Source organism: Nocardioides pymetrozini, assembly GCF_046058985.1.
Taxonomy (GTDB): Bacteria; Actinomycetota; Actinomycetes; order Propionibacteriales; family Nocardioidaceae; genus Nocardioides.
Genome location: NZ_CP175556.1, coordinates 446287 through 466637 on the forward strand (window position 1 = coordinate 446287; position 20351 = coordinate 466637).

The following is a 20351-nucleotide window of genomic DNA, read 5'->3' on the forward strand; positions in this document are numbered from 1 at the left end:
TGGGCCCGAAGGGTCCGTGCGCGGCCGCCGATCTGCGCCACGCTCGGGCCCACAAACGCCGAGAGCCCCGGGCTGGGGGGACAGGTCCGGGGCTCTCGCGGGTCGTGCGGGGTGCTACGGCGTCTTGAGGCCGTAGCTCAGCAGGCAGTTGACCAGCTGCAGCGACTGGGTCAGCTTCGGGTACGCCGACTGGCAGGCGGCCTGGGCGTCGTCCTTGGCGAGGAGCCCGAGGACGCCGCTGATCAGGTTCGAGGTGACCGCGCCCACGCCCTCGTCGACGCCCTCGATGACGGGGTCGAGCGGGGTGTTGGTCTTCGGGATCGACGGGGTGCCGCCGGTGCCGCCGCCACCGCCGCCGGTGCCGCCGCCACCGCCGCCGGTGCCGCCGCCACCCGTGCCGCCGCCGGTGCCGCCGTCGGTGCCGGTGGTCGGGGGCGGGGTGGGCGAGCCGGTGGTGGTGCCCTTCGAGCCCTTGCCCTTCTTGATGCTGCCGGGGCCGCGGACGTCGTAGCTCGGCGGCTCGGGGACGACATAGCCCGCGGCGGTCGAGTTGTTCGGCACCGAGGTGAAGTCGCCCTCGAGATAGGCGTTCATGATCTTGAGGACCAGGTCGACGTACGCCTGGCTGTGGTTGTAGCGGTAGACCGCGGCCCGCTGGCCGACGACCGTGGAGAGGTCGCCGTCGCCGGAGCAGAGGTAGACGGCTGCGGCGAGCGCGGCGTCGTCGATGTCCTGCGGGTTGCGGGCGGCGTCGTCGTCGGCGTCCACGCCGACGACCTGCCAGGTCGAGGGGATGAACTGCATCGGGCCGACCGCGCGGTCCCACTCGGTGTCGTTGTCGTAGACGCCGGCGTCGCTGTCGGAGATCGCCTTGACGTTGCCCTGGCCGTTGAGCGCCGGCCCGTAGATGCCCGGGGTGGCGACGCCGTCGTTGTCGAGCACGTTGCCGCCGAAGCGCCCGTGGTTGGACTCCACGCGGCCGATCGCGGCGATGAGCTGCCAGGTGATGTTGCAGGACTCGTCGGCGGAGTTGATGACGGTCTCGGCCCGCTGGTAGGCGGCGAGGGCCGCCGCCGGGATCGCGTTGGTCGACGCGGCGGAGACGATGCCCGCCTCGTTGCCGTCCTCGAGGCCTTCGACCGCGGACGGGTCGGAGAGGCTCGCCGGGTCCTCGATGGACTCCTCGGGCACGCTGGTGCCGTCGGTCACCTGGCCGGGCGTCTCCGCCGCCTGGACGGGGGACCCGACGCCGCCGATGCCGGCGACCGATGCGGTCCAGGCTGCCGACAGCAGAGCGAGCGGAATGATGGTGGCGACGCGTTGCAGCCGCCCCAGACGCTTCCTCGACATGTCCTGACTCTCTCCCCTGGCCACGAGTGGCCCCATCGCGCGGGCTCTCCCTCAGTGCCCACCTGTGCACCGAGTCAACGAATCGTGACACACCGACGTTACGGGTGTCACATGATCCCGCGCACAAGTATGCGCGCGTGCTATGGGCCGCGCCATCGGCTGCGCCCGTGGGCCGCGGCGTGGGGCGGACCGCGATGTCGGGCGATTGGGGGCCATCGGCGACAATGGCGCGGTGCCCGCACCCCTGACCCGACCAGCCACACCGACCTCCGAGGCCCTCTTCGCCCGGGCCCGCGCGGTGACCCCCGGTGGCGTCAACTCCCCGGTCCGGGCCTTCAACGCCGTCGGCGGCACGCCCCGCTTCATCCGGTCCGCCACCGGACCGTGGCTGACCGACGTCGACGGCAACGAGTACGTCGACCTGATCTGCTCCTGGGGACCGATGCTCCTCGGCCACGGCCACCCCGCGGTGCTCGAGGCGGTCCAGGCGGCCGTGAGCCGCGGGACGTCGTACGGCACTCCCACCGAGGGCGAGGTCGCGCTGGTCGAGGCGATCGTGGCCCGCACGCCGGTGGAGCGGCTGCGCCTGGTGTCCTCGGGCACGGAGGCGACCATGTCGGCGATCCGGCTCGCGCGCGGCTTCACCGGCCGTGACATCGTCGTGAAGTTCGCCGGCTGCTACCACGGCCACGTCGACTCGCTGCTCGCGGCGGCCGGCTCGGGGCTGACCACCTTCTCCATCCCGGGCACGCCGGGCGTGCCCGCGAGCTCCACCGAGCTGACGCTCGTCCTGCCCTACAACGACGCCGACGCGGTCACCGCGGCCTTCGCCGAGCACGGCGACCGCATCGCCTGCCTCATCACCGAGGCGGCCCCTGGCAACATGGGCGTCGTCCCGCCGGCCCCCGGCTTCAACCGGTTCCTGGCCGAGACCTGCCGGGCCCACGGCGCGCTGTTCGTCAGCGACGAGGTGATGACCGGCTTCCGGGTCTCCGCCGCCGGCCAGTGGGGCACCGACGGCGCGGTCGAGGGATGGGTGCCCGACCTGATGACCTTCGGCAAGGTGATGGGCGGCGGCTTCCCGGCGGCGGCCTTCGGTGGGCGCGCCGAGGTGATGGCCCATCTCGCGCCGGAGGGCCCCGTCTACCAGGCCGGGACGCTGGCCGGGAACCCGGTCGCCACCGCCGCCGGCCTCGCCACGCTGACCGCGGCCGACGACCAGGTCTACGCCCGCCTCGACGTGGTCGCCGACGCTCTGCGCGCCGGGATCGCCGAGTCCTTCGCCGCCGCGGGGCTTCCGCACGTGATCCAGTCGACCGGATCGATGTTCTCCGTCTTCCTCACCGAGGACCCCGTGGCCAGCTTCGCGGACGCCCAGCGCACGAGCGTGCCGGCGTACGGCGCCCTCTTCCACGCCATGCTCGACCAGGGCGTCCATCTCCCGCCGTCGGCCTTCGAGGCGTGGTTCGTCTCGTCCGCGCACGACGACCGGGCCGTCCAGCAGGTCCTCGACGCCCTGCCCGCCGCCGCCCGCGCCGCGGCGTCCGTCCTGGAGGAGAGCGCATGACCCCCGACACGACCGTCCACCTCGTCCGCCACGGGGAGGTCCACAACCCCAAGGGCATCCTGTACGGGCGCCGCGACGGCTTCCACCTCTCCGAGCGCGGCCGCGCCATGGCCGACCGGGTCGCCGAGGCGCTCAAGCGCAACGACATCACCGTCATCCGGTCCTCGCCGCTCGAGCGCGCGCAGGAGACCGCCGCGCCGCTGGCGTCCGCGCTCGGCCTCGAGGTCGGCCGCGAGGCGCGGGTGATCGAGTCGACCAACCGGTTCGAGGGCCTGACCTTCGGCAAGGGCAACAACGCGCTGCGCAACCCGCTGCTGTGGCGCCACCTCTACAACCCGTTCAGGCCGTCGTGGGGCGAGCCGTACCGGGCGATCGTCGAGCGGATGATGGCGGCCGTCCACGACGCGCGCCGGGACGCCGCCGGGCACGAGGCGGTGCTCGTGTCCCACCAGCTGCCGATCTGGACCACCCGCCTGGCCGCGGAGAAGCGCTCCTTCCTGCACGACCCGCGCAAGCGGCAGTGCACCCTGTGCTCGATCACGTCGTTCGGGTTCCACGGGGAGGAGCTGGTCGAGATCTCCTATGCCGAGCCCGCCATCGACCTGATCCCGACCGGAGACATCGCCGCGCCGTTCTCGGCCGGTGACGCGCCGGAGGAGAACCGGCCCGAGGGGACGCCCTCGGCATGACCCGCACCGCCCGCGCGGTGGTCCTCGCCGCGCTGCTCGCCCTGACCACCGCGTGCTCGGACGTCGGCGGGACCGGTGACCTCGACTACGTGGCGGGGACCGGAGCGGTCGTCTCGGTCGAGGCGGACGAGCGCGAGAAGCCCGTCGAGATCAGCGGTACGACGGTGCAGGGCGCGCCGCTCGACGTCACCGACCTGCGCGGCCAGGTCGTCGTCCTCAACGTGTGGTGGTCCGGCTGCGGGCCCTGCCGCAGCGAGATGCCGATGCTCGTCGAGGCCGAGGACGAGCTGGGCCGGGACCAGCCGGGCGAGGTGGCCTTCGTCGGCATCAACATCCGGGACGCCGCGCCGGAGAACGCCGCCGCCTTCGAGCGCGACCGCGGCGTCGACTACCCCTCGCTCTACGACCCGGGCAGCGAGACCCTGCTCGAGCTCGGCCGGTACGCGCCGCCGTCGATGCCCGCCACGGTGCTCCTCGACCGGTCCGGCCGGGTGGCCGCGCTGATCAACGGCCCGGTCCCGTCCAAGACGACGCTGACCACCCTCGTCGAGGACGCCCTGGCGGAGTCCGATGGTTGAGTGGCTCCAGGAGCAGGCCGTCGCCGGCTCCCTCGGCATCGCGGTGCCCGTGGCCCTCTTCGTCGGCCTGGTCTCCTTCTTCTCGCCGTGCGTGCTGCCCCTGCTGCCGGGCTACCTCTCCTACGCGACCGGTCTGTCCGGCGCGGACATCGTCGCGGGTGAGGGTGGCCGGCGCCGCGGGCGGATGCTGCTCGGGTCGGTGCTCTTCGTGCTCGGCTTCGCAGTCGTGTTCGTCCTCATGGGTGCGGCCTTCGGGTCGGTCGGCCGCTCCCTGCGTCGCTGGGACGACGAGATCCAGATCGGGCTGGGCCTGGTCCTGGTCGTTCTCGGCCTGGTGTTCGCCGGCGCGCTGCCCTGGCTCCAGCGGGACCTCCGGGTCCACAGGATCCCGGCCGTCGGCCTCGGCGCCGCCCCCCTCATCGGTGCGCTCTTCGCCATCGGATGGTCGCCCTGCGTCGGCCCCACCTACGGCGTGATCCTGAACCTCACCTACACCGACGCCACGGCGATGCGCGGCGCGCTGCTCTCGCTGTGCTACGCCCTCGGCCTGGGCATCCCGTTCATCGTCGCCGGGCTGGCCTACCGCCGCACCCTCGCCGTCACCGGCTTCGTGCGGCGCCACCAGAAGTGGGTGATGCGGATCGGCGGAGGCTTCCTGGTCCTCATCGGCGTCCTCATGCTGACCGGGTGGTGGGACCACCTCGTGCAGTGGGTGCAGATCCAGCTCGTGGCGAACTTCGAGGTGTCGCTGTGAGCACCAGCGAGGACCGGCAGGTCGCCCAGCGGCGCACCGACGAGCGGCGCCCCGGCGAGCTGACCGCCCGCGAGCTGGGTCGCTGGGCGTGGCGGCAGATCACGTCCATGCGCACGGCACTGATCCTGCTGCTCCTGCTCGCCCTCGCCGCCATCCCCGGCTCGGTGATCCCGCAGGCCGGCGTCGACTCGCTCGCCGTGACGCGGTGGAAGGACGAGCACCCGAAGCTCACGCCCGTCTACGAGCGGCTCGACCTGTTCTCGGTCTACAGCTCGCCGTGGTTCTCGGCGATCTACCTGCTGCTGGTCCTCTCGCTGGTCGGCTGCATCATCCCGCGGCTGCTGGTCTACTACCGCGCGCTGCGCGCCCAGCCGCCGGCAGCCCCGAGGAACCTGACCCGGCTCCCGGTGCACGCGTCGTACACGACCGAGCTCACGCCCACCGAGGTCCTCGACCGCGCCAGGACCGTCCTCGGCCGCCGCCACCGGCTCCGTGCCTCGACAGGCGCGACCTCCGGGGCCCCGGGAGACGACTTCGTCGCGGCCGAGCGCGGCTACCTCCGCGAGGCGGGCAACCTGGTCTTCCACCTCTCCCTGCTGGTCGTGCTGGCAGGCGTCGGGATGGGCAGCCTGTGGGGCTACCAGGGCGGCGTGATCGTGGTCCAGGGCTCGACCTTCAGCAACACCCTGACCCAGTACGACGACTTCAAGCCCGGCGGTCTCTTCGGCCCGGACCAGCTCGACAGCTTCCGGTTCTCCGTCGACGAGTTCTCCGTCGACTGGCTGCAGGAGGGGCCGCGGTTCGGCCAGGCGCGCAAGTTCGAGGCGGCGCTCACCTACCGCGTGGGCGACGGCCCGGAGCGGAAGTACGACCTGCGGGTCAACCATCCTCTCGACATCGACGGCACCGAGGTCTTCCTCATCGGCCACGGGTACGCGCCGGTCATCACCGTGCGCGACGCGGCCGGGGAGATCGTCTCCACCGGACCGACGGTCTTCCTCCCGCGCGACGCGAGCTTCCTGTCGTACGGCGTGGTCAAGCCGCCCTCGGAGAAGCCGGGCCGGGTCGGGCTGGACGGGCTGTTCTTCCCCAGCTTCGAGATGGTCGACGGCAACCCGGTGACCGTCTTCGGCGACGACCTCAACCCCACCCTGTCGATGCTGGCCTACACCGGCGACCTGGGGATGGAGGAGGGGCGCTCCCAGTCGGTCTACGTCCTCGACAAGAGCAAGGCGACGCCGGTCGTCGACGAGGACGGCAAGCCGCTGCGCCTGGACCTGCAGCCCGGGGACACCGTGACGCTGCCCGACGGGCTGGGGTCGGTGACCTTCGAGCGGGTCGAGCCATGGATCCGCGTCCAGATCAGCCAGACCCCGGGCAAGGGGATCGCCCTGGCGGGCGTCATCCTCGCCCTGGTCGGGCTCTGCGCCTCGCTCTTCATCCGGCCCCGGCGGGTCTGGGTGCGGGCCGTGCCGCTGGCCGCGGGGGCCGAGGGCACAATGGACGGCGCCGGGGGGACCCGCGTGGAGGTCGCCGTGCTCGACCGCTCCGGGAACGGCGAGATGGACGAGATCTTGGATTCGGTCCTGGCCCAGCTCCAGGAGACACCGCAGAACGTGAGGCAGCCGTGAGCAACACCGCGTGGGAGACGTTGAGCAACCAGGGCGTCGCGACGGCCGGGATCGTGTACTTCCTCGCCCTCGTCGTCTATCTGGCCGAGTGGGCCTCGCTGCGCCAGCCGGCCACCGAGCGCCAGCTGGTCGGCGCCGGAGCGCCGGAGGTCCCGGGCGACGAGAGCCGCCAGCAGGGTGAGGCGAGCCGGGCGAGCCGGGCGGCCTTCCTGGGGCGCCTCGGCCTGATCCTGACCGCGATCGCCTGCACCGCGCACCTCGTCGGCCTGGTCGGCCGCGGCATGGCCGCCGAGCCCAACCGGGTGCCCTGGGGCAACATGTACGAGTTCACCCTCTCCGGGACCTTCGTCGTCGCGCTGCTCTACCTGGTCCTCTACCGCAGGTTCGCGCTCGGCTGGATGGGCCCGATCGTCGTGGGATTCGTCGTCGCCACGCTGATGGTCGCCGTGATCTGGCTCTACGACGCCGTGGCGCCGCTGACCGAGGCGCTCAACTCGCCGTGGCTGGTCATCCACGTCGTCTCCGCGGTGATCGCCACCGGCGCCTTCACGCTCGGCGGCATCGCCTCGATCATGTACCTCGTCCGGATGCGCGCCGAGCGCCGCGCGAGCGCCGCGGGCCGCGAGCTGTCCGGCTGGCTGGCCCGGGTGCCGCAGCTGGACGCCCTCGACCGGCTCGCCTACCGGGTGCACGCGTTCGCCTTCCCGGTCTGGACCTTCGCCGTGCTCATCACCGGCCCGATCTGGGCGCACGAGGCGTGGTCGCGCTACTGGAACTGGGACCCCAAGGAGGTGTGGGCGTTCATCACCTGGGTCGTGTACGCCGGCTACCTCCACGCCCGCGCGACCGCCGGCTGGAAGGGCCGCAAGGCCGCGATGCTCGCGCTGGTCGGCCTCGCGACGCTGTGGTTCAACTTCATCGGGATCAACTACTTCTCGACCACGAGCCAGCACGCGTACGCCGTCGAGCGGGTCGTCGAGCCGGTCCACTCACCGTCGCGATGACGGCCGCGGACGCACCCGCGCTCCGGTAGGCCGCGCGGCGCGGAGGGGAGGCCGGATGCCTGTCGGCGACTTCGTCGCGCACCAGGAGGTGCTGGACGCCGCCCTGCGCCTGCTCGCCTGTCGCATCCAGGCCCTCGAGGTCGTGGACGTCGCCGGGTCCGGCGCAGAGATCGTGGCGTCCGACGGCGAGCTCGCGCGGTGGACGATCCGTCAGTCGCAGCGGTGGTCGCACCTGCTGTCGACGACCCCGGCGGCCTCCGCGTCGGAGCTGGCGCGCTCGCTGTCGAACAACCGGGCGATGGTCGAGCGCGGCCTGAGGATGAAGAGCGTCTTCGACCTCGGTGGCACCGAGGCCGCCGTCTGGGGCCTGCTCGCCGCCGAGCCGGGCTCCCAGGACATCTACTTCGCCAGCTTCGCGCCCGTGCTCATGCGCATCGTCGACTACCGCTTCGTGCTGATGAGCGGACCGGTCGGCACGCGGTCGATCCTGCGCCTGTCCTCACCCACGGCGGTCGAGGCGGCCCTGGGCTACTGGCGCGCCGTCGCCGCGCACGCCCGACCGTGCCGCGATCTCGACGGGGCTGGGGAGCCGTCCCGACCGACGGTCCGCCAGACGCTGATCCTCGAGCTGCTGCGGCGAGGGGACACCGACACCCAGATCGGCTCGCTGCTGTCCATCAGCACGCGCACGGTCCAGTCCGAGGTGGCCGCCCTGATGGCACGCTACGGCGCGGGCTCCCGGTTCGCGCTCGGGTTCGCGTACGCACTCGACAGCCACCGCGGCCCCGCGGCGGACCGCTGACGGCCGTTGCGGGAACCCGCAACCACCACCGTGACGGCCCGCGGGCGCTCCTAGCCTGTCGCGGACATGGGCGGTGCCGTCCCCGACCTGCTGGTCGCCGGGCGGCGCCGAGGAGAGCGTTCGAGACGGGAGACGGTGAAGGTGCTGAACCACAGGATTGTTCGACCCGCGCGGTGGACGGGGGTCGCTGCGCTGGTCCTCGCGACCGTGTCCCTGGCCTCGGCAGGCCACGGTGCTGCCGCGCGCGCGGTGGACCGCGCGCCGTCCGTCCAGACCGGAGCGGCCGCCGCGGCGCCCGTGGCCGGGCCGATCTTCGCCAACGCGCACGACGGCACCGGCGACGCGATCCTGGACCGGATCGTGGCCAACATCAACGCCACCCCGAGCAGCGGCCAGATCCGGGTCGCGTCCATGACGTTCACCGACCCCGCGGTGGCCGGCGCGCTGGCGGCCGCGGCGAGGCGTGGGGTCGACGTCAGGGTCGTCGTCGCGAGGAAGACCTGTACCTCGGGTGCGGTCGCGACGCTGCGCGCGGCGGACGTCCGGCTCACCTGTGCCGTCTACAGCGCGCGCGGGTCCGACGCCTACACGTCGGGGACCCAGCACATCAAGGCCGTGTCCTTCTCCGAGACCGGTGGCAAGGGGCAGGTCGTCATCGTGACCTCCTCCAATCTCACCGAGCACGCGCGGGAGTACCAGGCGAACGACGCCTACCAGACCGTCGGGTGGTCCACCTTCTACTCGTTCTGGGTCGGCATCCACAACCAGCTGATGGCCGACGACCCGGTCACGAACCCCTTCCGCACGCTCACCGAGGGCGTCTCCCAGGTCTACGTCAACCCCAACAACCCCGGGCAGACCGACCCCGTCGTCAACCGCATCAACGCGCTGCCGACCCGGAACCTGGTCATCCGCATCTCGATGTCGGCGCTGCTCGGCGCGCGCGCCGGCGCGATCGCCGACGCGCTGATCGCGAAGGCCAGGGCCGGCGCCAGGATCGTCTACATCGACTCCAGCCCCACGGACGGCACCGCGGAGGCGGACATGAAGCGGGCAGGGATCCAGTTCCGCAACTACGACTGGAACGACGCCGCCGGCCAGCATCACTTCCACCATCACAAGTTCATGACGGCGTCGTGGGACAACGCCGCCGGCGGCCGCGTCTACCGCACCTGGATGGGCTCGGAGGTGTGGACGCCGCCGGGCCGGATCGCCGACGAGATCGTGCTCCGCCTCGGCTCGTCGACCACCCACGACGCCTACGTGCGGTACTTCAACAGGCTCTGGTCGCTGTCGACCCCCGGCTGAGGGACGGCGGGTCGGTCAGGCGTCGGGGCCGTCCGGCGGCTGGGGCTTCTCCTTGCGCCGCTCCTGCTGGCGGCGGCGCCACTCCAGGTCGCGCAGGAAGCTCTCGTCGTCGTCCGGCGCGACCGGGCGCGTCGGGGGCTTCGGCCTCGGCGTACGCCGGACGGCGGGCTGGTCGCCGTGGCCGCGGTCCTGGAGCCAGCGGACCGCGAGATAGGTCACGGCCGCGAAGACGAGGACGACGAGCAACAGCTTCACGTCTCCAGGGTAGGCCCCCGCCGGTTGCCCGGCGGCCGGTGCCGATGACCGCGGACCGCGGCGTCGCGCCTACCCTGGCGACGTGAAGGAGTTCTGGATCTACACGGCCCTCCGGGCCGGGCTGTTCGTCGGCGCGTTCTGTCTCGTGGGCGGGATCTGGCTGCTGCTCGCCGACACCGTCAACGTGCTGCTGGTCATCGTGATCGCCTTTCTCGTGAGCGGCGTCGCGTCGTACGTCCTGCTCGAGCGGCAGCGCTCGGCGTTCGCGGCCAAGGTCGAGGGCCGCGCCCAGCGGATGTCGCAGCGGTACGAGGAGATACGCGCCAAGGAGGACACCGAGGACTGAGGCGGGTCGCGGGAGCCCGCGCCGAGCCACGGTCAGGCGCCGACGAGCAGCCCCGCACCCGCCAGCACGGCCCACGCGAGCTCCGCGATCCCGGTCCGCTGGAGCACCGGGATGAGCGCCGGTCCCTGGGCGCCGCCCAGCACCACCCGGGCGGCGGCGGCCGCCGGAAGCAGGAAGCCGAGGCCGAGCAGCGCCCACCACGTGGTGAGGGCGGCGAGGACCACGACGGCCGCCGCGGACGCAGCGACCAGGAGGGCGTAGAGCCCGCGGGTACGACGCTCGCCCAGCCGCACCGCGAGCGTCAGCTTGCCGGCCACCCGGTCGGTGGGGATGTCGCGCAGGTTGTTCGCGACGAGGATGGCGCAGGCCAGGGCGCCGACACCGGCGCCGGCCGCCACGGCCGCCCACCCCGCGGTGCCCCAGCGCTCGGTCTGGACCCACGTGGTGCCGACGACGGCGACGAGGCCGAAGAAGACGAAGACCATCACCTCGCCGAGGCCCAGGTAGCCGTAGGGCTTCGAGCCGCCGGTGTAGTACCAGGCCGCCAGCACGCTGACGGCGCCGACGAGGACCAGCCACCAGGACGTCGTCGCGGCGAGCACCAGGCCGGCCACCCCCGCGACGCCGAAGGCGGCGAACGCCGCCCGCTTCACCGCACCCGGGCTGGCGAGGCCCGAGCCGACCAGGCGCAGCGGGCCGACCCGGTCGTCGTCGGTGCCGCGGATGCCGTCGGAGTAGTCGTTCGCGTAGTTGACCCCGACCTGGAGCGCGAGGCTGACGACCGCGGCGAGCAGCGCCTTCCAGGCCACGCCGCGGTCGTCCCACACCGCGACGGCGGTGCCCACGACGACCGGCGCGACGGCCGCGGGGAGGGTGCGGACGCGGGCGCCCGCGATCCAGTGCGCTGCAGTGGCCATAGCCGTCGATTCAAGCAGGCTGCGTGGCCGGTGCGTCCAGCCGGGTCAGGTGCCGCTCCGCGGCACGCGCGGCGGGGTGGATGGCCACGGCCGCGACGACGACGATGGCCGCGATCACCAGCCAGCCCGGTGTGCCCCACTCCATGGCGAGGAAGGTGTAGGCGGCCGGAGCCCAGACCGTGCCGAGCGTGTAGCCCAGCTGCGAGACGCCCTGGTACTCGCCGCGCCGCGCCGGGTCGGACAGCTCGGCCTGGAGCCCCCACTCGCCGGCCGACTGGAAGAGCTCGGCGCCGGTGACGGTGACGTGGCCGATCCACACCAGCGCGATCGTCACCCAGCCCACGGTGTCGTGCGTGACCAGCACGATCCCGCAGGAGAGCACGAAGAAGAAGGCGCCGCGGCGCTGGGCGCGCAGCGAGTCGGCGACCGTGGTCACCCCGCGCGCGGCCGCGACCTGGAGCAGCACGGCCATCAGGGTGTTGGTGCCGAACAGCCACGCGAGCAGGACTCGCGGGGCGTCGGTCTCGTCCACCAGCCACAGCGGGATGACGACGTTGAGCAGGACCTGATGGGTGCCGAGGACGCCGCCGCACACCGCCATCGCGACATAGCCCCGGTTGCGCAGGGCCCTGCGTCGGTCGGGAGTGGAGCCGTCGACCACGGTCTCGAGGACCGCCTCCAGTGGTGCCTCCTCGGCGTGGTGGACGACCGAGGGGAGCCGCGCGACCAGCGCGGCGTTGAGGGTCAGCAGGGCGGCCGTGGCGATCGGGACCGCGCGGATCACGGTGTCGTCGTCGGTCGCCAGGGCGACTCCGGCGAGCAGTGCGCCGAAGGTGTAGCCGACATTGCGCGCCGCACGGAAGTACGCATTGGACGCGACGCGCTCCTCGCGGGGGAAGACGTCGAAGCGGTAGGCGTTGCGGGCCGAGCGGCTGGTCGCCGCGACGTTCTCCAGGACGACCATCATCGCGACGAAGGCGAGCAGGCCGCCGACCACGAGCCAGGCGAGGTAGAGCACCGCCTCCGCGAGGGAGGCCAGCGCCCACACCCGCTTGGCGCCGTACCGGTCGCTGAGCCTGCCGAGCGGGACGGCGAGCAGGAACGTGACCAGCCCTGCGATGGAGAGGCCCAGGCCCACCTGGGCCGCTGAGAGGCCGACGATCTGGGTGAAGAAGACGGCGCTCCCGGTCAGGAAGACCCCGTCGCCGAAGGCGGAGAGGACCGACTGGCCCGAGAGCCGGCGGACGAGCGGGGTGGGGCCGGCGAGGCGGACGACGCGCTCCGAGATCCTTCTTGACATCAAGAGAGAACCTACGTCGCGGTCGCCGTCGCTGTCGAAGGACTTCCGGCGGGGCGCCGGTCACATCGCGAAGAGTGCCGTCACCCCGAGCGCGACGCCGGACAGGTAGGTGAGCATCGCTCCGGCGTCGCGGACCGGGCCGTGCTCCGCCAGGCTCGGGGCGGACAGCATCCCGGAGGCGTGCAGGAGGCGCGCCGCGGTCGCGGCGATCGCGAGCAGGTCGAGCCACCAGCCGTCGGTCAGCGTGGAGCAGACCACGAGGAGGACGACCAGGGTCGGGACGTACTCGGCGGCGTTGCCGTGCGCGCGCTGCGCGATGAGCAGCCGGTCGGCCGGGTCGGTGGGCAGCTGCGGCCCGTCGGCGCCGCGGACCGCCCGGTGCCGGGTGACGTTCGCGCCGAGGACGAACAGCAGGATGCCCATGACGGCGATGCAGGTGATCACGGTGGTGCTCATCGGGTTCATGCGTTGGCCTCGACTCTCGGGAGGAGCCGGCGCACGGTCGCGCCGGACAGGTCGGTGCCCAGGAGGGCGTCGGTCTTGCTCGTCCCGCCGGGGCAGGTGACGTTGACCTCGATCAGCCGGCCGTCGATGACGTCGATGCCGGCGGTCGCGATGCCGTGGTGGGCGAGCAGGGGGGCGACCGCGGCGACGATGCGCCGGTCGGCGTCGTCGACGACCGCGCGCGCGGACGGTGGCCCGATCCGGAAGTCACCGGGGTCGAGATGGCGGAGCACGGCGCCGATCACCTCACCGTCGACCAGGAACAGCCGCTTGTTCCCGGCGGCCACGCCGGACAGGTGGGCCTGGGCGATCACGTGCCGACGACCACCGGCGGTCGCGGACTCCGCGAGCGCTCGGGTGGAGGCGTCCTGACGGAGCAGCCACACGTCGAGGCCGCCGAAGCCGTCGACCGGCTTCAGGACCACCGAGCCGTGCTCGGCGACGAACCGGCGTACCTGCGCGGGGTCCGGGGTCACCAAGGTCGGCGGGCACAGCTCGGGGAAGTGCAGCGCGACCAGCTTCTCGTGCAGGGCGCGCACGCCCTCGGGTCGGTTGACCACCCGGGTGCCGGCGGCCTCGACCAGGTCGAGGACGTACGTCGTGTGGAGATAGCGCGCATCCACCGGCGGGTCGATCCGCAGCAGCACCAGCTGTGCGGTCGCGGCCACGTCGACGGTGTGCGGGAGACCCAGACGGCACCAGGGTGTGCTGACCAGCCATCGGTGGTCGTCTCCGCGGGCGCGGGGGCCGAGCGTCACCGGCGTCGCCCGGGCCAGCACCCGGCCTGCGACCACCGAGAGGTCCTCGGGGGTGCAGACCTGGACGGCGACGCCCAGGTCCTGGGCCGCCGCGACCAGGCCGACGGTCGCGTCGACCGCCGGGTCGAGGGTCGACCAGTCGTCCGCGACGACCAGGATGCTCATGCGGCGGCCCTCCGCGGCCCGTCGGAGAGCAGCGCCCGGCCGCGCTCGGCATCACCGGTCCCCGCGGCCGCTGCCGCCCAGTGCTCGGCCAGGCGGGGTCGCTCCGGTCCCAGCGACGCGAGGGCGGTACGACGGCGCTCGTCGTCGTACAGGAGGGCGGCCAGGCCGTGCAGCAGGGCGCCGACCTCCCGGGCCGGCCGGGCGTCGGGGAAGCGGATCTCGAGATAGCGCCCGCGCGGGCGCACGGGTGGGAACAGCGTGCTCAGGTGTGCGGCGGGTCCTTGGCGCAGGAAGTCCGTCGCCCCGGCCGCGAAGGACACATAGGCTGCGACCGGGTCGTCGCCGTGCAGCAGGCGGTCGTCGAAGGCGGTCCGTCCCGGGTCGACGGCGAGCCAGGTGGCCAGCCGCCCCGCGGGACCGGTGGTGCGGGTGGTCGCGGCCGCGAGGAACGGGCCCGCCAGCAGCAGGCGCCACTGCTCGGCGCCGGCTCTGCCGGGCCACCAGTCGAGACAGGCCTGCGTCGACGCGGTGGCCCGCATCATCCGCCGGCCCGCCGGACCGACCGTGTCGAGGTGGCGCTCCATCGCGTCGTACCGCGGGGTGTGCAGGTGGCGCGGGGTGGCCGGGTCGCAGCGGCGCACCGGACGCGCGTCGAGCACGATCCCCTGGGCCAGGAGATCGCGCCCGAGGGCGGCGGTCGCCGCCGAGAGACGCCCGGCCGCGGCGGCGGGCGTCGGCGACGGCGGCAGGCTGAGCTCGACCTGCCCACCCGGCTCGAAGCCGAGCCACAGCGCGTACCAGCCGCCTGCCGTCGCGGCCCGGACCGGGGCGGGAGCCACGCTGCCGCCGCTGTACAGGTCCATCGCGAAGAGCTCCTGCTCGACGGCCACGCGAACGGTGCGTTCGCTGCCGGGGACCTGCGGGCCGAACAGCGCGGCCACGGGGGAGCGGAGCAGGCGGGGGTCCATGGCATCTCCTGATAACGTAAGGCTACCTGTCAGATAATGGAAGGTAACCTGTCGATATGTCAAGAGACCTGGTCCGCCCCGACCGCGAGCCGTTCATCGCGCTCGTGGAGAAGGCGGCCCGCGTGCTGCGGGCCGACATGCTCGAGAGCGCGCACCGCGCCGGGTTCACGGAGGTCGTGGCGGCGCACAACGCCGTCTTCGCGACCCTTCCGCCCGAAGGCGCCCGCGCCGCGGACATGGCGGCCCGGGCGGGGATCACCCGTCAGTCGATGGGCGAGGTGGTGCGCGACATGGTTCGGCTCGGGATGCTCGCGATGGTGCCCGACCCGGTCGACCGGCGGGCGAAGGTCGTCACGTACACCGACTACGGCACGAGGGTCGCGCAGGCCGGCATGGACCACATCGTCGCGCTCGACCGCCAGCTCCGCGAGGAGCTCGGCGACGAGGACTACGACGCCGCGCGCCGCGTCCTCCTCCGGGTCCGCGAGCGGCTCACGCCGTAGGGCGCGTCGCCAGGTCAGTTCCCGCGCCGTCCGCCGTCGTCGCGCCGTCCGTCGCGGGGAAGTGCCGCTCGGCGAACCTCCGCGCGGCGCGCACCGACGGCCCGAGGCCGACGGTGGCCGCCAGGATGATCGCGGCGATCACCAGCCAGCCCTCGGCGCCCCAGGTCAGCGCGAGCGCGGTGTAGACGGCCGGGGACCACTGGAAGCCCAGCGCACCCGCGACCTCCTGGACCCCCTGGTACTCCCCGCGCCGAGCCGGGTCGGACAGCTCGGCCTCGAAGGACCAGCTCGCCGCGGAGATGGCGAGCTCGGCGCCGGTGACGGTGACGTGGCCCAGCCAGACCAGCAGGACCGTGATCAGCCCCACCGTCGAGTGGGTGACCATGGTGATGAGGCACGAGACGACGAAGAAGGCGCCCGAGATCCAGACATAGCGCAGCGCGTCGTCGAGCGTGCGGACACCCCGGGAGGTGTACGCCGGCAGGAAGATGCACAGCACGGTGTTCGTGCCGAACAGCCACGCCAGCAGGACATGCGGCGCGTCGGTGGCGTCGACCAGCCACAGCGGGATCACCACGTTGAGCAGGATCTGGTTGGTCCACATCACGCCCATGAAGAAGGTCGTGAGGATCCAGCCGATGTTGCGCAGCGGCCCCGGACCGGCGGGCCGGGCGCGGGTGGCGCCGCTCGAGGCACGCAGGTCGTGCGGCGCGGCGGGCAGCCGGGCGATGCCCACGGCGTTGAGCAGCATCAGCGCGGCCGTCACCACCGGCGTCCAGCGGATCACGTCCAGGCTGCCGGTCGCGAGCGCCAGGCCGCCGACCAGCGCGCCGAGGGTGTGGCCGATGTTGAGCCAGGAGTACATGTAGGACTGCGTCTGGACCCGGGTCTCGCGCGGGAGCACGTCGTACACGTAGGCCTGGTGGCTCGACCGGCCGAACGCGGTGAAGGCGCCCATGAGGGCGGCCGCGACGGCGTACTGGCCGAAGCCCTCGACGAACGGGAGGGCCAGGAACACCAGTGCCCGGGCGACCGCCTGGGCCGCCCAGACCCGCTTGGGACCGACCCGGTCGATGATCCGCCCCGCCGGGTAGGAGAGCGCGAACTGCGCCAGGCCCATGATCGTCAGCGCGAGGCCGGCGCGCCCGGCCGACATCCCGACGACCTTGGTCAGGAAGACCGCGCTGCCGGTCATGAAGGCGCTCTCACCCAGCGCGAACACCATGCCCTGGGTGGCGAGCCGCCGCGGGAGTCCGACGGGTGGCATGAGACGGGCGAAGAAGCCGCGCGGGTCGCCCGAGACAGGAGTGCTCATCGACGGACATCCTCCCGTCGGGGGCTAGGTTCTGTCGCGTGGATTTCTGGTCTCCCGGCGGCCGCGCCGACAGCGTCGTCGCCGAGGCACGCGCCTGGCTCGACGGCCCGGACGGCGTCGACCTGGTCGTCGCCACGTCGGGCTCGACCGGGCAGCCCAAGCGGGTCCGTCTCGCGCGGGCCGCCGTGCTGGCCTCGGTCCAGGCATCCGCGGCCCGGCTGGGGTCCAGCGGGCCGTGGGTGCTGGCGCTGCCGCCGACCTACGTCGCCGGGCTCCAGGTCGTCGTCCGCTCGCTCGTGGCCGGCCACGAGCCGACCCTCCTCGAGCGGGACGGATGGCCGCCGGGCGAGGGCTGGTTCGTCTCCCTGGTGCCGACCCAGCTGACCCGGATCCTCGACGGGGCCGGTGGTCCCGGTGACCTCGACGCCCTGCGCCGGGCGCACACCGTGCTCGTGGGCGGTGGCCCGGTCGGCGCGACGCTGCGCGCCCGGGCTGCCGAGGCGGGCGTGCGGACGGTGGCGACCTACGGCTCGGCGGAGACCGCGGGCGGCTGCGTGTACGACGGTCTTCCGCTCGACGGCGTGGCGGTGGCTCTGGGGACGGGCGGACGGATCCGGGTCGCCGGGCCGGTCCTCTTCCGTGGCTACGACGGCCGACCGGAGCTGACCCGCGAGGTGCTCGTCGACGGCTGGTTCCACACCTCCGACGCGGGCCGCCTCGACGAGGACGGGCGCCTGGCCGTCATCGGTCGCGTGGACGACGTGATCGTCAGCGGCGGCCTCAACGTCCCGGGCCCGGCGGTCGCCGAGCGGCTGCGCGCGCACCCGGGCGTGCGCGGCGCGGAGGTGCTCGGCGTACCGGACCCGGAGTGGGGCAACCGCGTCGTGGCCTTCGTGGTGGGCGGGCCGGACGCCGCGGCGCTGCGGGACTGGGTCGCCGCTGCGCACCCGCGGGCGTGGGCGCCGCGTCAGGTGGTGCGTCTGGGAGAGATCCCCCTGCTCGAGAACGGCAAGCCCGACCGCCAGGCCCTGCTCCGCCACCCGGAGATCGCGCGATGAGCGCGGTGCGGGTCGTCTCCGTCCCGATGCGCACGCGCTTCCGGGGCATCACCGTGCGCGAGGCCGCCCTCGTGGAGGGGCCTGCCGGATGGGGGGAGTGGAGTCCGTTCCTGGAGTACCCGCCCGACGTGGCGGAGGCCTGGCTGCGGTGCGCCGAGGAGGCCGCCACCGACGACTGGCCGGCGCCGGTGCGCGACCGGGTGCCGGTCAACGTGACGGTCCCGGCGGTGGGCCCCGAGCGCGCTCACGCCATCGTCCGCGCCGGCGGCTGTCGCACCGCCAAGGTCAAGGTCGCCGAGCCGGGGCAGGACCTCGCCGCCGACGAGGCGCGGCTGGAGGCCGTCCGAGACGCGCTCGGTCCCGGGGGCGCGATCCGGGTGGACGCCAACGGCGGCTGGTCCGTCGACGCCGCGGTCGCGGCGATCGGCCGGCTGGACCGCGCCGCCGGAGGCCTGGAGTACGTCGAGCAGCCGGCGGCCACGGTCGAGGAGCTCGCCGCGGTGCGCCGGCGGGTCGCCGTACCGGTCGCGGCGGACGAGTCCATCCGCCGCGCTGCGGACCCGTTCCGGGTGCGGGCACTGGAGGCGGCCGACATCGCCGTCCTCAAGGTGCAGCCCCTCGGCGGCGTGCGCGCCTGCCTGGAGATCGCCGATCGGATCGGGCTGCCCGTGGTGGTGTCGAGCGCACTGGAGACCTCCGTCGGGATCGCCGCCGGCGTCGCCCTCGCGGCGGCGCTGCCCGAGCTTCCCTATGCCTGCGGACTGGCGACGGTGCAGCTGCTGACCGCCGACGTGACCGCCGACCCGCTCCTTCCCGTGGACGGCGCGCTGCCCGTCGTCCGGCCGACGGTGGACCAGGCGCGCCTCACGGCCCTCGCCGCCCCGCCCGACCGGGTCGCGCACTGGGAGGCCCGCCTCGCGGCGACGCGTGCCGTGCGGAAGGATCGACGTCCATGACGGACAGCTCGTTCGCGCTCGCGGACGCCCTCGTCGCCCGGCTGCGGCAGGCCGGCGTGCGCGAGGTCGTGATCGCGCCGGGCTCGCGCAACGCCCCGCTGGCGATGGCACTGTGGGCGGCGGCCCGCAAGGGCGCGTTCCGGCTGCACACCCGCATCGACGAGCGGACGGCCGGCTTCCTGGCCCTGGGACTGACCCGGTCCGGCGCGCGGGCCGCCGTGCTCACCACGTCCGGGACCGCCGTGGCCAACCTGCACCCCGCCGTCCTGGAGGCCGTGCACGCGGGCGTCGGCCTGGTCGTCGTCTCCGCCGACCGGCCCGCGCGGCTGCGCGGGACCGGAGCGAACCAGACCACCGACCAGGTCGGCATCTTCGGTCCCCTCGTCACGACCGTCGACGTGTCCTCGGTCGCGGAGCTCGCCGCCGTTCCGGCGCCGGGGGACGCGGTCGTGCACCTCAACGTCCAGCTCGACGCGCCGCTCGTGCCGGACCTGCCCGTCGCCGCCGCGGTCGCCGCCGACGAGGCCTCGACGGCCGACCCGCGCCCGGAGCCCGAGCCGTGCCGGGTGAGCCCGCTCGCGCGCGGGCCCCGGACGGTCGTGGTCGCCGGCGACGACGCCGGGCCCCCGGCGCGCCGGCTCGCCGAGACCGCGGGCTGGCCGCTGCTGGCCGAGCCGTCGAGCGGAGCCCGGACGGGCGACAACGCCCTGCGTACCTACCGGCTGCTGCTCGCGACCCCCCTCGGGGAGCGGATCCAGCGCGTCGTCGTGTTCGGGCGCCCCACGCTCTCCCGTCCCGTGACCCGGCTCCTCGAGCGCGACGACGTGGAGGTGCTGGTCGTCTCGGGCCGCGGCGTGTGGCCGGTCCGCCCACCGGGGTCGTCGACGGTCGAGGGGCCCGGCTGGGCCGAGGAGGAGCCGGACGACCCGGCCTGGCTGGAGGCCTGGCGGTCGGCCGACCGCGAGCTCGGGCGGCGCGTCGACCGGCTGCTGGCCGAGGAGACCGCCCTCACGCCGTACGACGTGGCGGCGGCGACCCACGCCGCCCTCCCCGCCGGAGGGCTGCTTGTCGTGGGCGCCTCGAGCCCGATCCGCGATCTCGACGTCATGGTCCGCCCCCCTGCGGTCGGCACCCGGCGCAAGGTGGTGGCCAACCGCGGCCTGGCCGGCATCGACGGCACCATCAGCACCGCGATCGGCGCGGCGCTCGGCCGTCCGGACGGCACCCGGAACCTCGCCCTGATGGGCGACCTGACCTTCCTGCACGACCAGACCGCGCTCGTCCTCGGGCCCGAGGAGCCCCGGCCCGACCTGACGATCGTGGTGCCGAACGACGACGGCGGATCCATCTTCTCGATGCTCGAGCAGGGTGCGCCGGCGCACGCGCAGTCCTTCGAGCGGCTCTTCGGGACCCCCCACGGCCACGACCTGGCCGCCCTGTGCGCCGCGGCGCGCATCCCCCACCTGCGCGTCGGCTCGCGCCCGGAGCTCGACCAGGCCCTGGCCAGCCCCAACGGTGGGATCGACGTCGTCGAGGCCGTCGTGGACCGCGCCGGCCGACGCGACCTGGACCTGCGGATCCGCGCGCTCGCGGCCGACCTCCCCCTCCCGACAGGAGCCTGAC

General features: G+C 73.8%; 21 protein-coding genes. 13 read left to right on the forward strand and 8 right to left on the reverse strand.

What is annotated here, in order from left to right; translation table 11 throughout:
• Positions 1 to 114: 114 nt before the first annotated feature.
• Complete coding sequence (locus tag ACJ5H2_RS02165) at positions 115 to 1350, reverse strand: lytic transglycosylase domain-containing protein (RefSeq protein ID WP_408897921.1); 1236 nt, start codon at positions 1348 to 1350, stop codon at positions 115 to 117.
• A 232-nt stretch (positions 1351 to 1582) separates the two neighbouring features.
• Between ACJ5H2_RS02165 and hemL the strand changes: the two genes are divergently transcribed.
• From hemL to ACJ5H2_RS02205, 8 genes are all read left to right on the forward strand, one after another.
• Entirely contained in the window at positions 1583 to 2917 is a 1335-nt protein-coding gene (gene hemL, locus ACJ5H2_RS02170; protein ID WP_408897922.1) for a glutamate-1-semialdehyde 2,1-aminomutase, read from the forward strand.
• Positions 2914 to 3606, forward strand: a complete 693-nt coding sequence (locus tag ACJ5H2_RS02175; RefSeq protein ID WP_408897923.1) for a histidine phosphatase family protein — start codon at positions 2914 to 2916, stop codon at positions 3604 to 3606. Before hemL ends, ACJ5H2_RS02175 begins: the two co-directional genes overlap by 4 nt.
• Positions 3603 to 4184, forward strand: a complete 582-nt coding sequence (locus ACJ5H2_RS02180; RefSeq protein WP_408897924.1) for a TlpA disulfide reductase family protein — start codon at positions 3603 to 3605, stop codon at positions 4182 to 4184. The genes ACJ5H2_RS02175 and ACJ5H2_RS02180 overlap by 4 nt, the downstream gene beginning before the upstream one ends.
• Positions 4177 to 4938: a cytochrome c biogenesis CcdA family protein gene (locus ACJ5H2_RS02185; RefSeq protein WP_408897925.1), complete on the forward strand. Its 762-nt coding sequence runs from the start codon at positions 4177 to 4179 to the stop codon at positions 4936 to 4938. The genes ACJ5H2_RS02180 and ACJ5H2_RS02185 overlap by 8 nt, the downstream gene beginning before the upstream one ends.
• Positions 4935 to 6569 (forward strand): cytochrome c biogenesis protein ResB, encoded by a 1635-nt coding sequence (locus ACJ5H2_RS02190; RefSeq protein ID WP_408897926.1) that lies wholly within the window; start codon positions 4935 to 4937, stop codon positions 6567 to 6569. The genes ACJ5H2_RS02185 and ACJ5H2_RS02190 overlap by 4 nt, the downstream gene beginning before the upstream one ends.
• The gene (ccsB, locus tag ACJ5H2_RS02195; RefSeq protein WP_408897927.1) at positions 6566 to 7573 is read left to right on the forward strand and encodes a c-type cytochrome biogenesis protein CcsB; all 1008 of its coding nucleotides are present in this window, start codon (positions 6566 to 6568) and stop codon (positions 7571 to 7573) included. The genes ACJ5H2_RS02190 and ccsB overlap by 4 nt, the downstream gene beginning before the upstream one ends.
• Before the next feature lie 55 nt (positions 7574 to 7628).
• Positions 7629 to 8375: a helix-turn-helix transcriptional regulator gene (locus tag ACJ5H2_RS02200; protein WP_408897928.1), complete on the forward strand. Its 747-nt coding sequence runs from the start codon at positions 7629 to 7631 to the stop codon at positions 8373 to 8375.
• Between the two features lie 66 nt (positions 8376 to 8441).
• Positions 8442 to 9683 (forward strand): phospholipase D-like domain-containing protein, encoded by a 1242-nt coding sequence (locus tag ACJ5H2_RS02205; protein WP_408897929.1) that lies wholly within the window; start codon positions 8442 to 8444, stop codon positions 9681 to 9683.
• Positions 9684 to 9698: 15 nt separating this feature from the next.
• Here the strand turns inward: ACJ5H2_RS02205 and ACJ5H2_RS02210 are convergent, their stop codons facing one another.
• Positions 9699 to 9938, reverse strand: a complete 240-nt coding sequence (locus ACJ5H2_RS02210; RefSeq protein WP_408897930.1) for a hypothetical protein — start codon at positions 9936 to 9938, stop codon at positions 9699 to 9701.
• An 82-nt stretch (positions 9939 to 10020) separates the two neighbouring features.
• Between ACJ5H2_RS02210 and ACJ5H2_RS02215 the strand changes: the two genes are divergently transcribed.
• The gene (locus ACJ5H2_RS02215; RefSeq protein ID WP_408897931.1) at positions 10021 to 10284 is read left to right on the forward strand and encodes a DUF4229 domain-containing protein; all 264 of its coding nucleotides are present in this window, start codon (positions 10021 to 10023) and stop codon (positions 10282 to 10284) included.
• Positions 10285 to 10316: 32 nt separating this feature from the next.
• On the opposite strand, the gene ACJ5H2_RS02220 is transcribed toward ACJ5H2_RS02215, so the two are convergent.
• Genes ACJ5H2_RS02220 through ACJ5H2_RS02240 form a run of 5 tightly spaced genes read right to left on the reverse strand, consistent with a single transcriptional unit; the run spans position 10317 to position 14896 of the window.
• Positions 10317 to 11201, reverse strand: a complete 885-nt coding sequence (locus tag ACJ5H2_RS02220; RefSeq protein WP_408897932.1) for a 1,4-dihydroxy-2-naphthoate polyprenyltransferase — start codon at positions 11199 to 11201, stop codon at positions 10317 to 10319.
• Positions 11202 to 11211: 10 nt separating this feature from the next.
• A complete protein-coding gene (locus ACJ5H2_RS02225) occupies positions 11212 to 12501 on the reverse strand; it encodes an MFS transporter (RefSeq protein ID WP_408897933.1) in 1290 nt (429 codons plus the stop codon).
• A 60-nt stretch (positions 12502 to 12561) separates the two neighbouring features.
• Complete coding sequence (locus tag ACJ5H2_RS02230) at positions 12562 to 12957, reverse strand: MAPEG family protein (protein WP_408897934.1); 396 nt, start codon at positions 12955 to 12957, stop codon at positions 12562 to 12564.
• Between the two features lie 5 nt (positions 12958 to 12962).
• Complete coding sequence (locus ACJ5H2_RS02235; RefSeq protein WP_408897935.1) at positions 12963 to 13928, reverse strand: hypothetical protein; 966 nt, start codon at positions 13926 to 13928, stop codon at positions 12963 to 12965.
• Entirely contained in the window at positions 13925 to 14896 is a 972-nt protein-coding gene (locus ACJ5H2_RS02240) for a glutamate-cysteine ligase family protein (protein ID WP_408897936.1), read from the reverse strand. Before ACJ5H2_RS02240 ends, ACJ5H2_RS02235 begins: the two co-directional genes overlap by 4 nt.
• A gap of 56 nt (positions 14897 to 14952) precedes the next feature.
• Between ACJ5H2_RS02240 and ACJ5H2_RS02245 the strand changes: the two genes are divergently transcribed.
• Positions 14953 to 15399 carry a hypothetical protein gene (locus ACJ5H2_RS02245; protein WP_408897937.1) on the forward strand — a complete coding sequence of 149 codons (447 nt, stop codon included), beginning with the start codon at positions 14953 to 14955 and terminating at the stop codon, positions 15397 to 15399.
• Here ACJ5H2_RS02245 and ACJ5H2_RS02250 read toward each other — a convergent pair.
• Entirely contained in the window at positions 15389 to 16714 is a 1326-nt protein-coding gene (locus ACJ5H2_RS02250) for an MFS transporter (RefSeq protein WP_408897938.1), read from the reverse strand. The two genes, ACJ5H2_RS02245 and ACJ5H2_RS02250, sit on opposite strands and share 11 nt — an antisense overlap.
• A 38-nt stretch (positions 16715 to 16752) precedes the next feature.
• Here ACJ5H2_RS02250 and ACJ5H2_RS02255 point away from each other — a divergent pair, with 38 nt between their 5' ends.
• The 3 genes from ACJ5H2_RS02255 to menD are packed head-to-tail and all read left to right on the forward strand — an operon-like array spanning position 16753 to position 20350.
• The gene (locus ACJ5H2_RS02255; protein WP_408897939.1) at positions 16753 to 17772 is read left to right on the forward strand and encodes an AMP-binding protein; all 1020 of its coding nucleotides are present in this window, start codon (positions 16753 to 16755) and stop codon (positions 17770 to 17772) included.
• Entirely contained in the window at positions 17769 to 18728 is a 960-nt protein-coding gene (locus ACJ5H2_RS02260; protein WP_408897940.1) for an o-succinylbenzoate synthase, read from the forward strand. Before ACJ5H2_RS02255 ends, ACJ5H2_RS02260 begins: the two co-directional genes overlap by 4 nt.
• On the forward strand, positions 18725 to 20350 hold the full coding sequence (gene menD, locus ACJ5H2_RS02265; RefSeq protein WP_408897941.1) for a 2-succinyl-5-enolpyruvyl-6-hydroxy-3-cyclohexene-1-carboxylic-acid synthase: 1626 nt from the start codon (positions 18725 to 18727) through the stop codon (positions 20348 to 20350). Before ACJ5H2_RS02260 ends, menD begins: the two co-directional genes overlap by 4 nt.
• Position 20351: the final 1 nt, after the last annotated feature.

Bases quoted from the DNA above. Each gene is read 5' to 3' on its own strand.
- ACJ5H2_RS02245 (WP_408897937.1), top strand. From the start codon at position 14,953: ATGTCAAGAGACCTGGTCCGCCCCGACCGCGAGCCGTTCATCGCGCTC.
- menD (WP_408897941.1), top strand. From the start codon at position 18,725: ATGACGGACAGCTCGTTCGCGCTCGCGGACGCCCTCGTCGCCCGGCTG.
- ACJ5H2_RS02260 (WP_408897940.1), top strand. From the start codon at position 17,769: ATGAGCGCGGTGCGGGTCGTCTCCGTCCCGATGCGCACGCGCTTCCGG.
- ACJ5H2_RS02205 (WP_408897929.1), top strand. From the start codon at position 8,442: ATGGGCGGTGCCGTCCCCGACCTGCTGGTCGCCGGGCGGCGCCGAGGA.
- ACJ5H2_RS02240 (WP_408897936.1), bottom strand. From the start codon at position 14,896: ATGGACCCCCGCCTGCTCCGCTCCCCCGTGGCCGCGCTGTTCGGCCCG.
- ACJ5H2_RS02185 (WP_408897925.1), top strand. From the start codon at position 4,177: ATGGTTGAGTGGCTCCAGGAGCAGGCCGTCGCCGGCTCCCTCGGCATC.
- ACJ5H2_RS02200 (WP_408897928.1), top strand. From the start codon at position 7,629: ATGCCTGTCGGCGACTTCGTCGCGCACCAGGAGGTGCTGGACGCCGCC.
- ACJ5H2_RS02225 (WP_408897933.1), bottom strand. From the start codon at position 12,501: ATGTCAAGAAGGATCTCGGAGCGCGTCGTCCGCCTCGCCGGCCCCACC.
- ACJ5H2_RS02230 (WP_408897934.1), bottom strand. From the start codon at position 12,957: ATGAGCACCACCGTGATCACCTGCATCGCCGTCATGGGCATCCTGCTG.
- ACJ5H2_RS02165 (WP_408897921.1), bottom strand. From the start codon at position 1,350: ATGTCGAGGAAGCGTCTGGGGCGGCTGCAACGCGTCGCCACCATCATT.
- ACJ5H2_RS02180 (WP_408897924.1), top strand. From the start codon at position 3,603: ATGACCCGCACCGCCCGCGCGGTGGTCCTCGCCGCGCTGCTCGCCCTG.
- ACJ5H2_RS02250 (WP_408897938.1), bottom strand. From the start codon at position 16,714: ATGAGCACTCCTGTCTCGGGCGACCCGCGCGGCTTCTTCGCCCGTCTC.
- ACJ5H2_RS02175 (WP_408897923.1), top strand. From the start codon at position 2,914: ATGACCCCCGACACGACCGTCCACCTCGTCCGCCACGGGGAGGTCCAC.
- ACJ5H2_RS02235 (WP_408897935.1), bottom strand. From the start codon at position 13,928: ATGAGCATCCTGGTCGTCGCGGACGACTGGTCGACCCTCGACCCGGCG.
- ACJ5H2_RS02220 (WP_408897932.1), bottom strand. From the start codon at position 11,201: ATGGCCACTGCAGCGCACTGGATCGCGGGCGCCCGCGTCCGCACCCTC.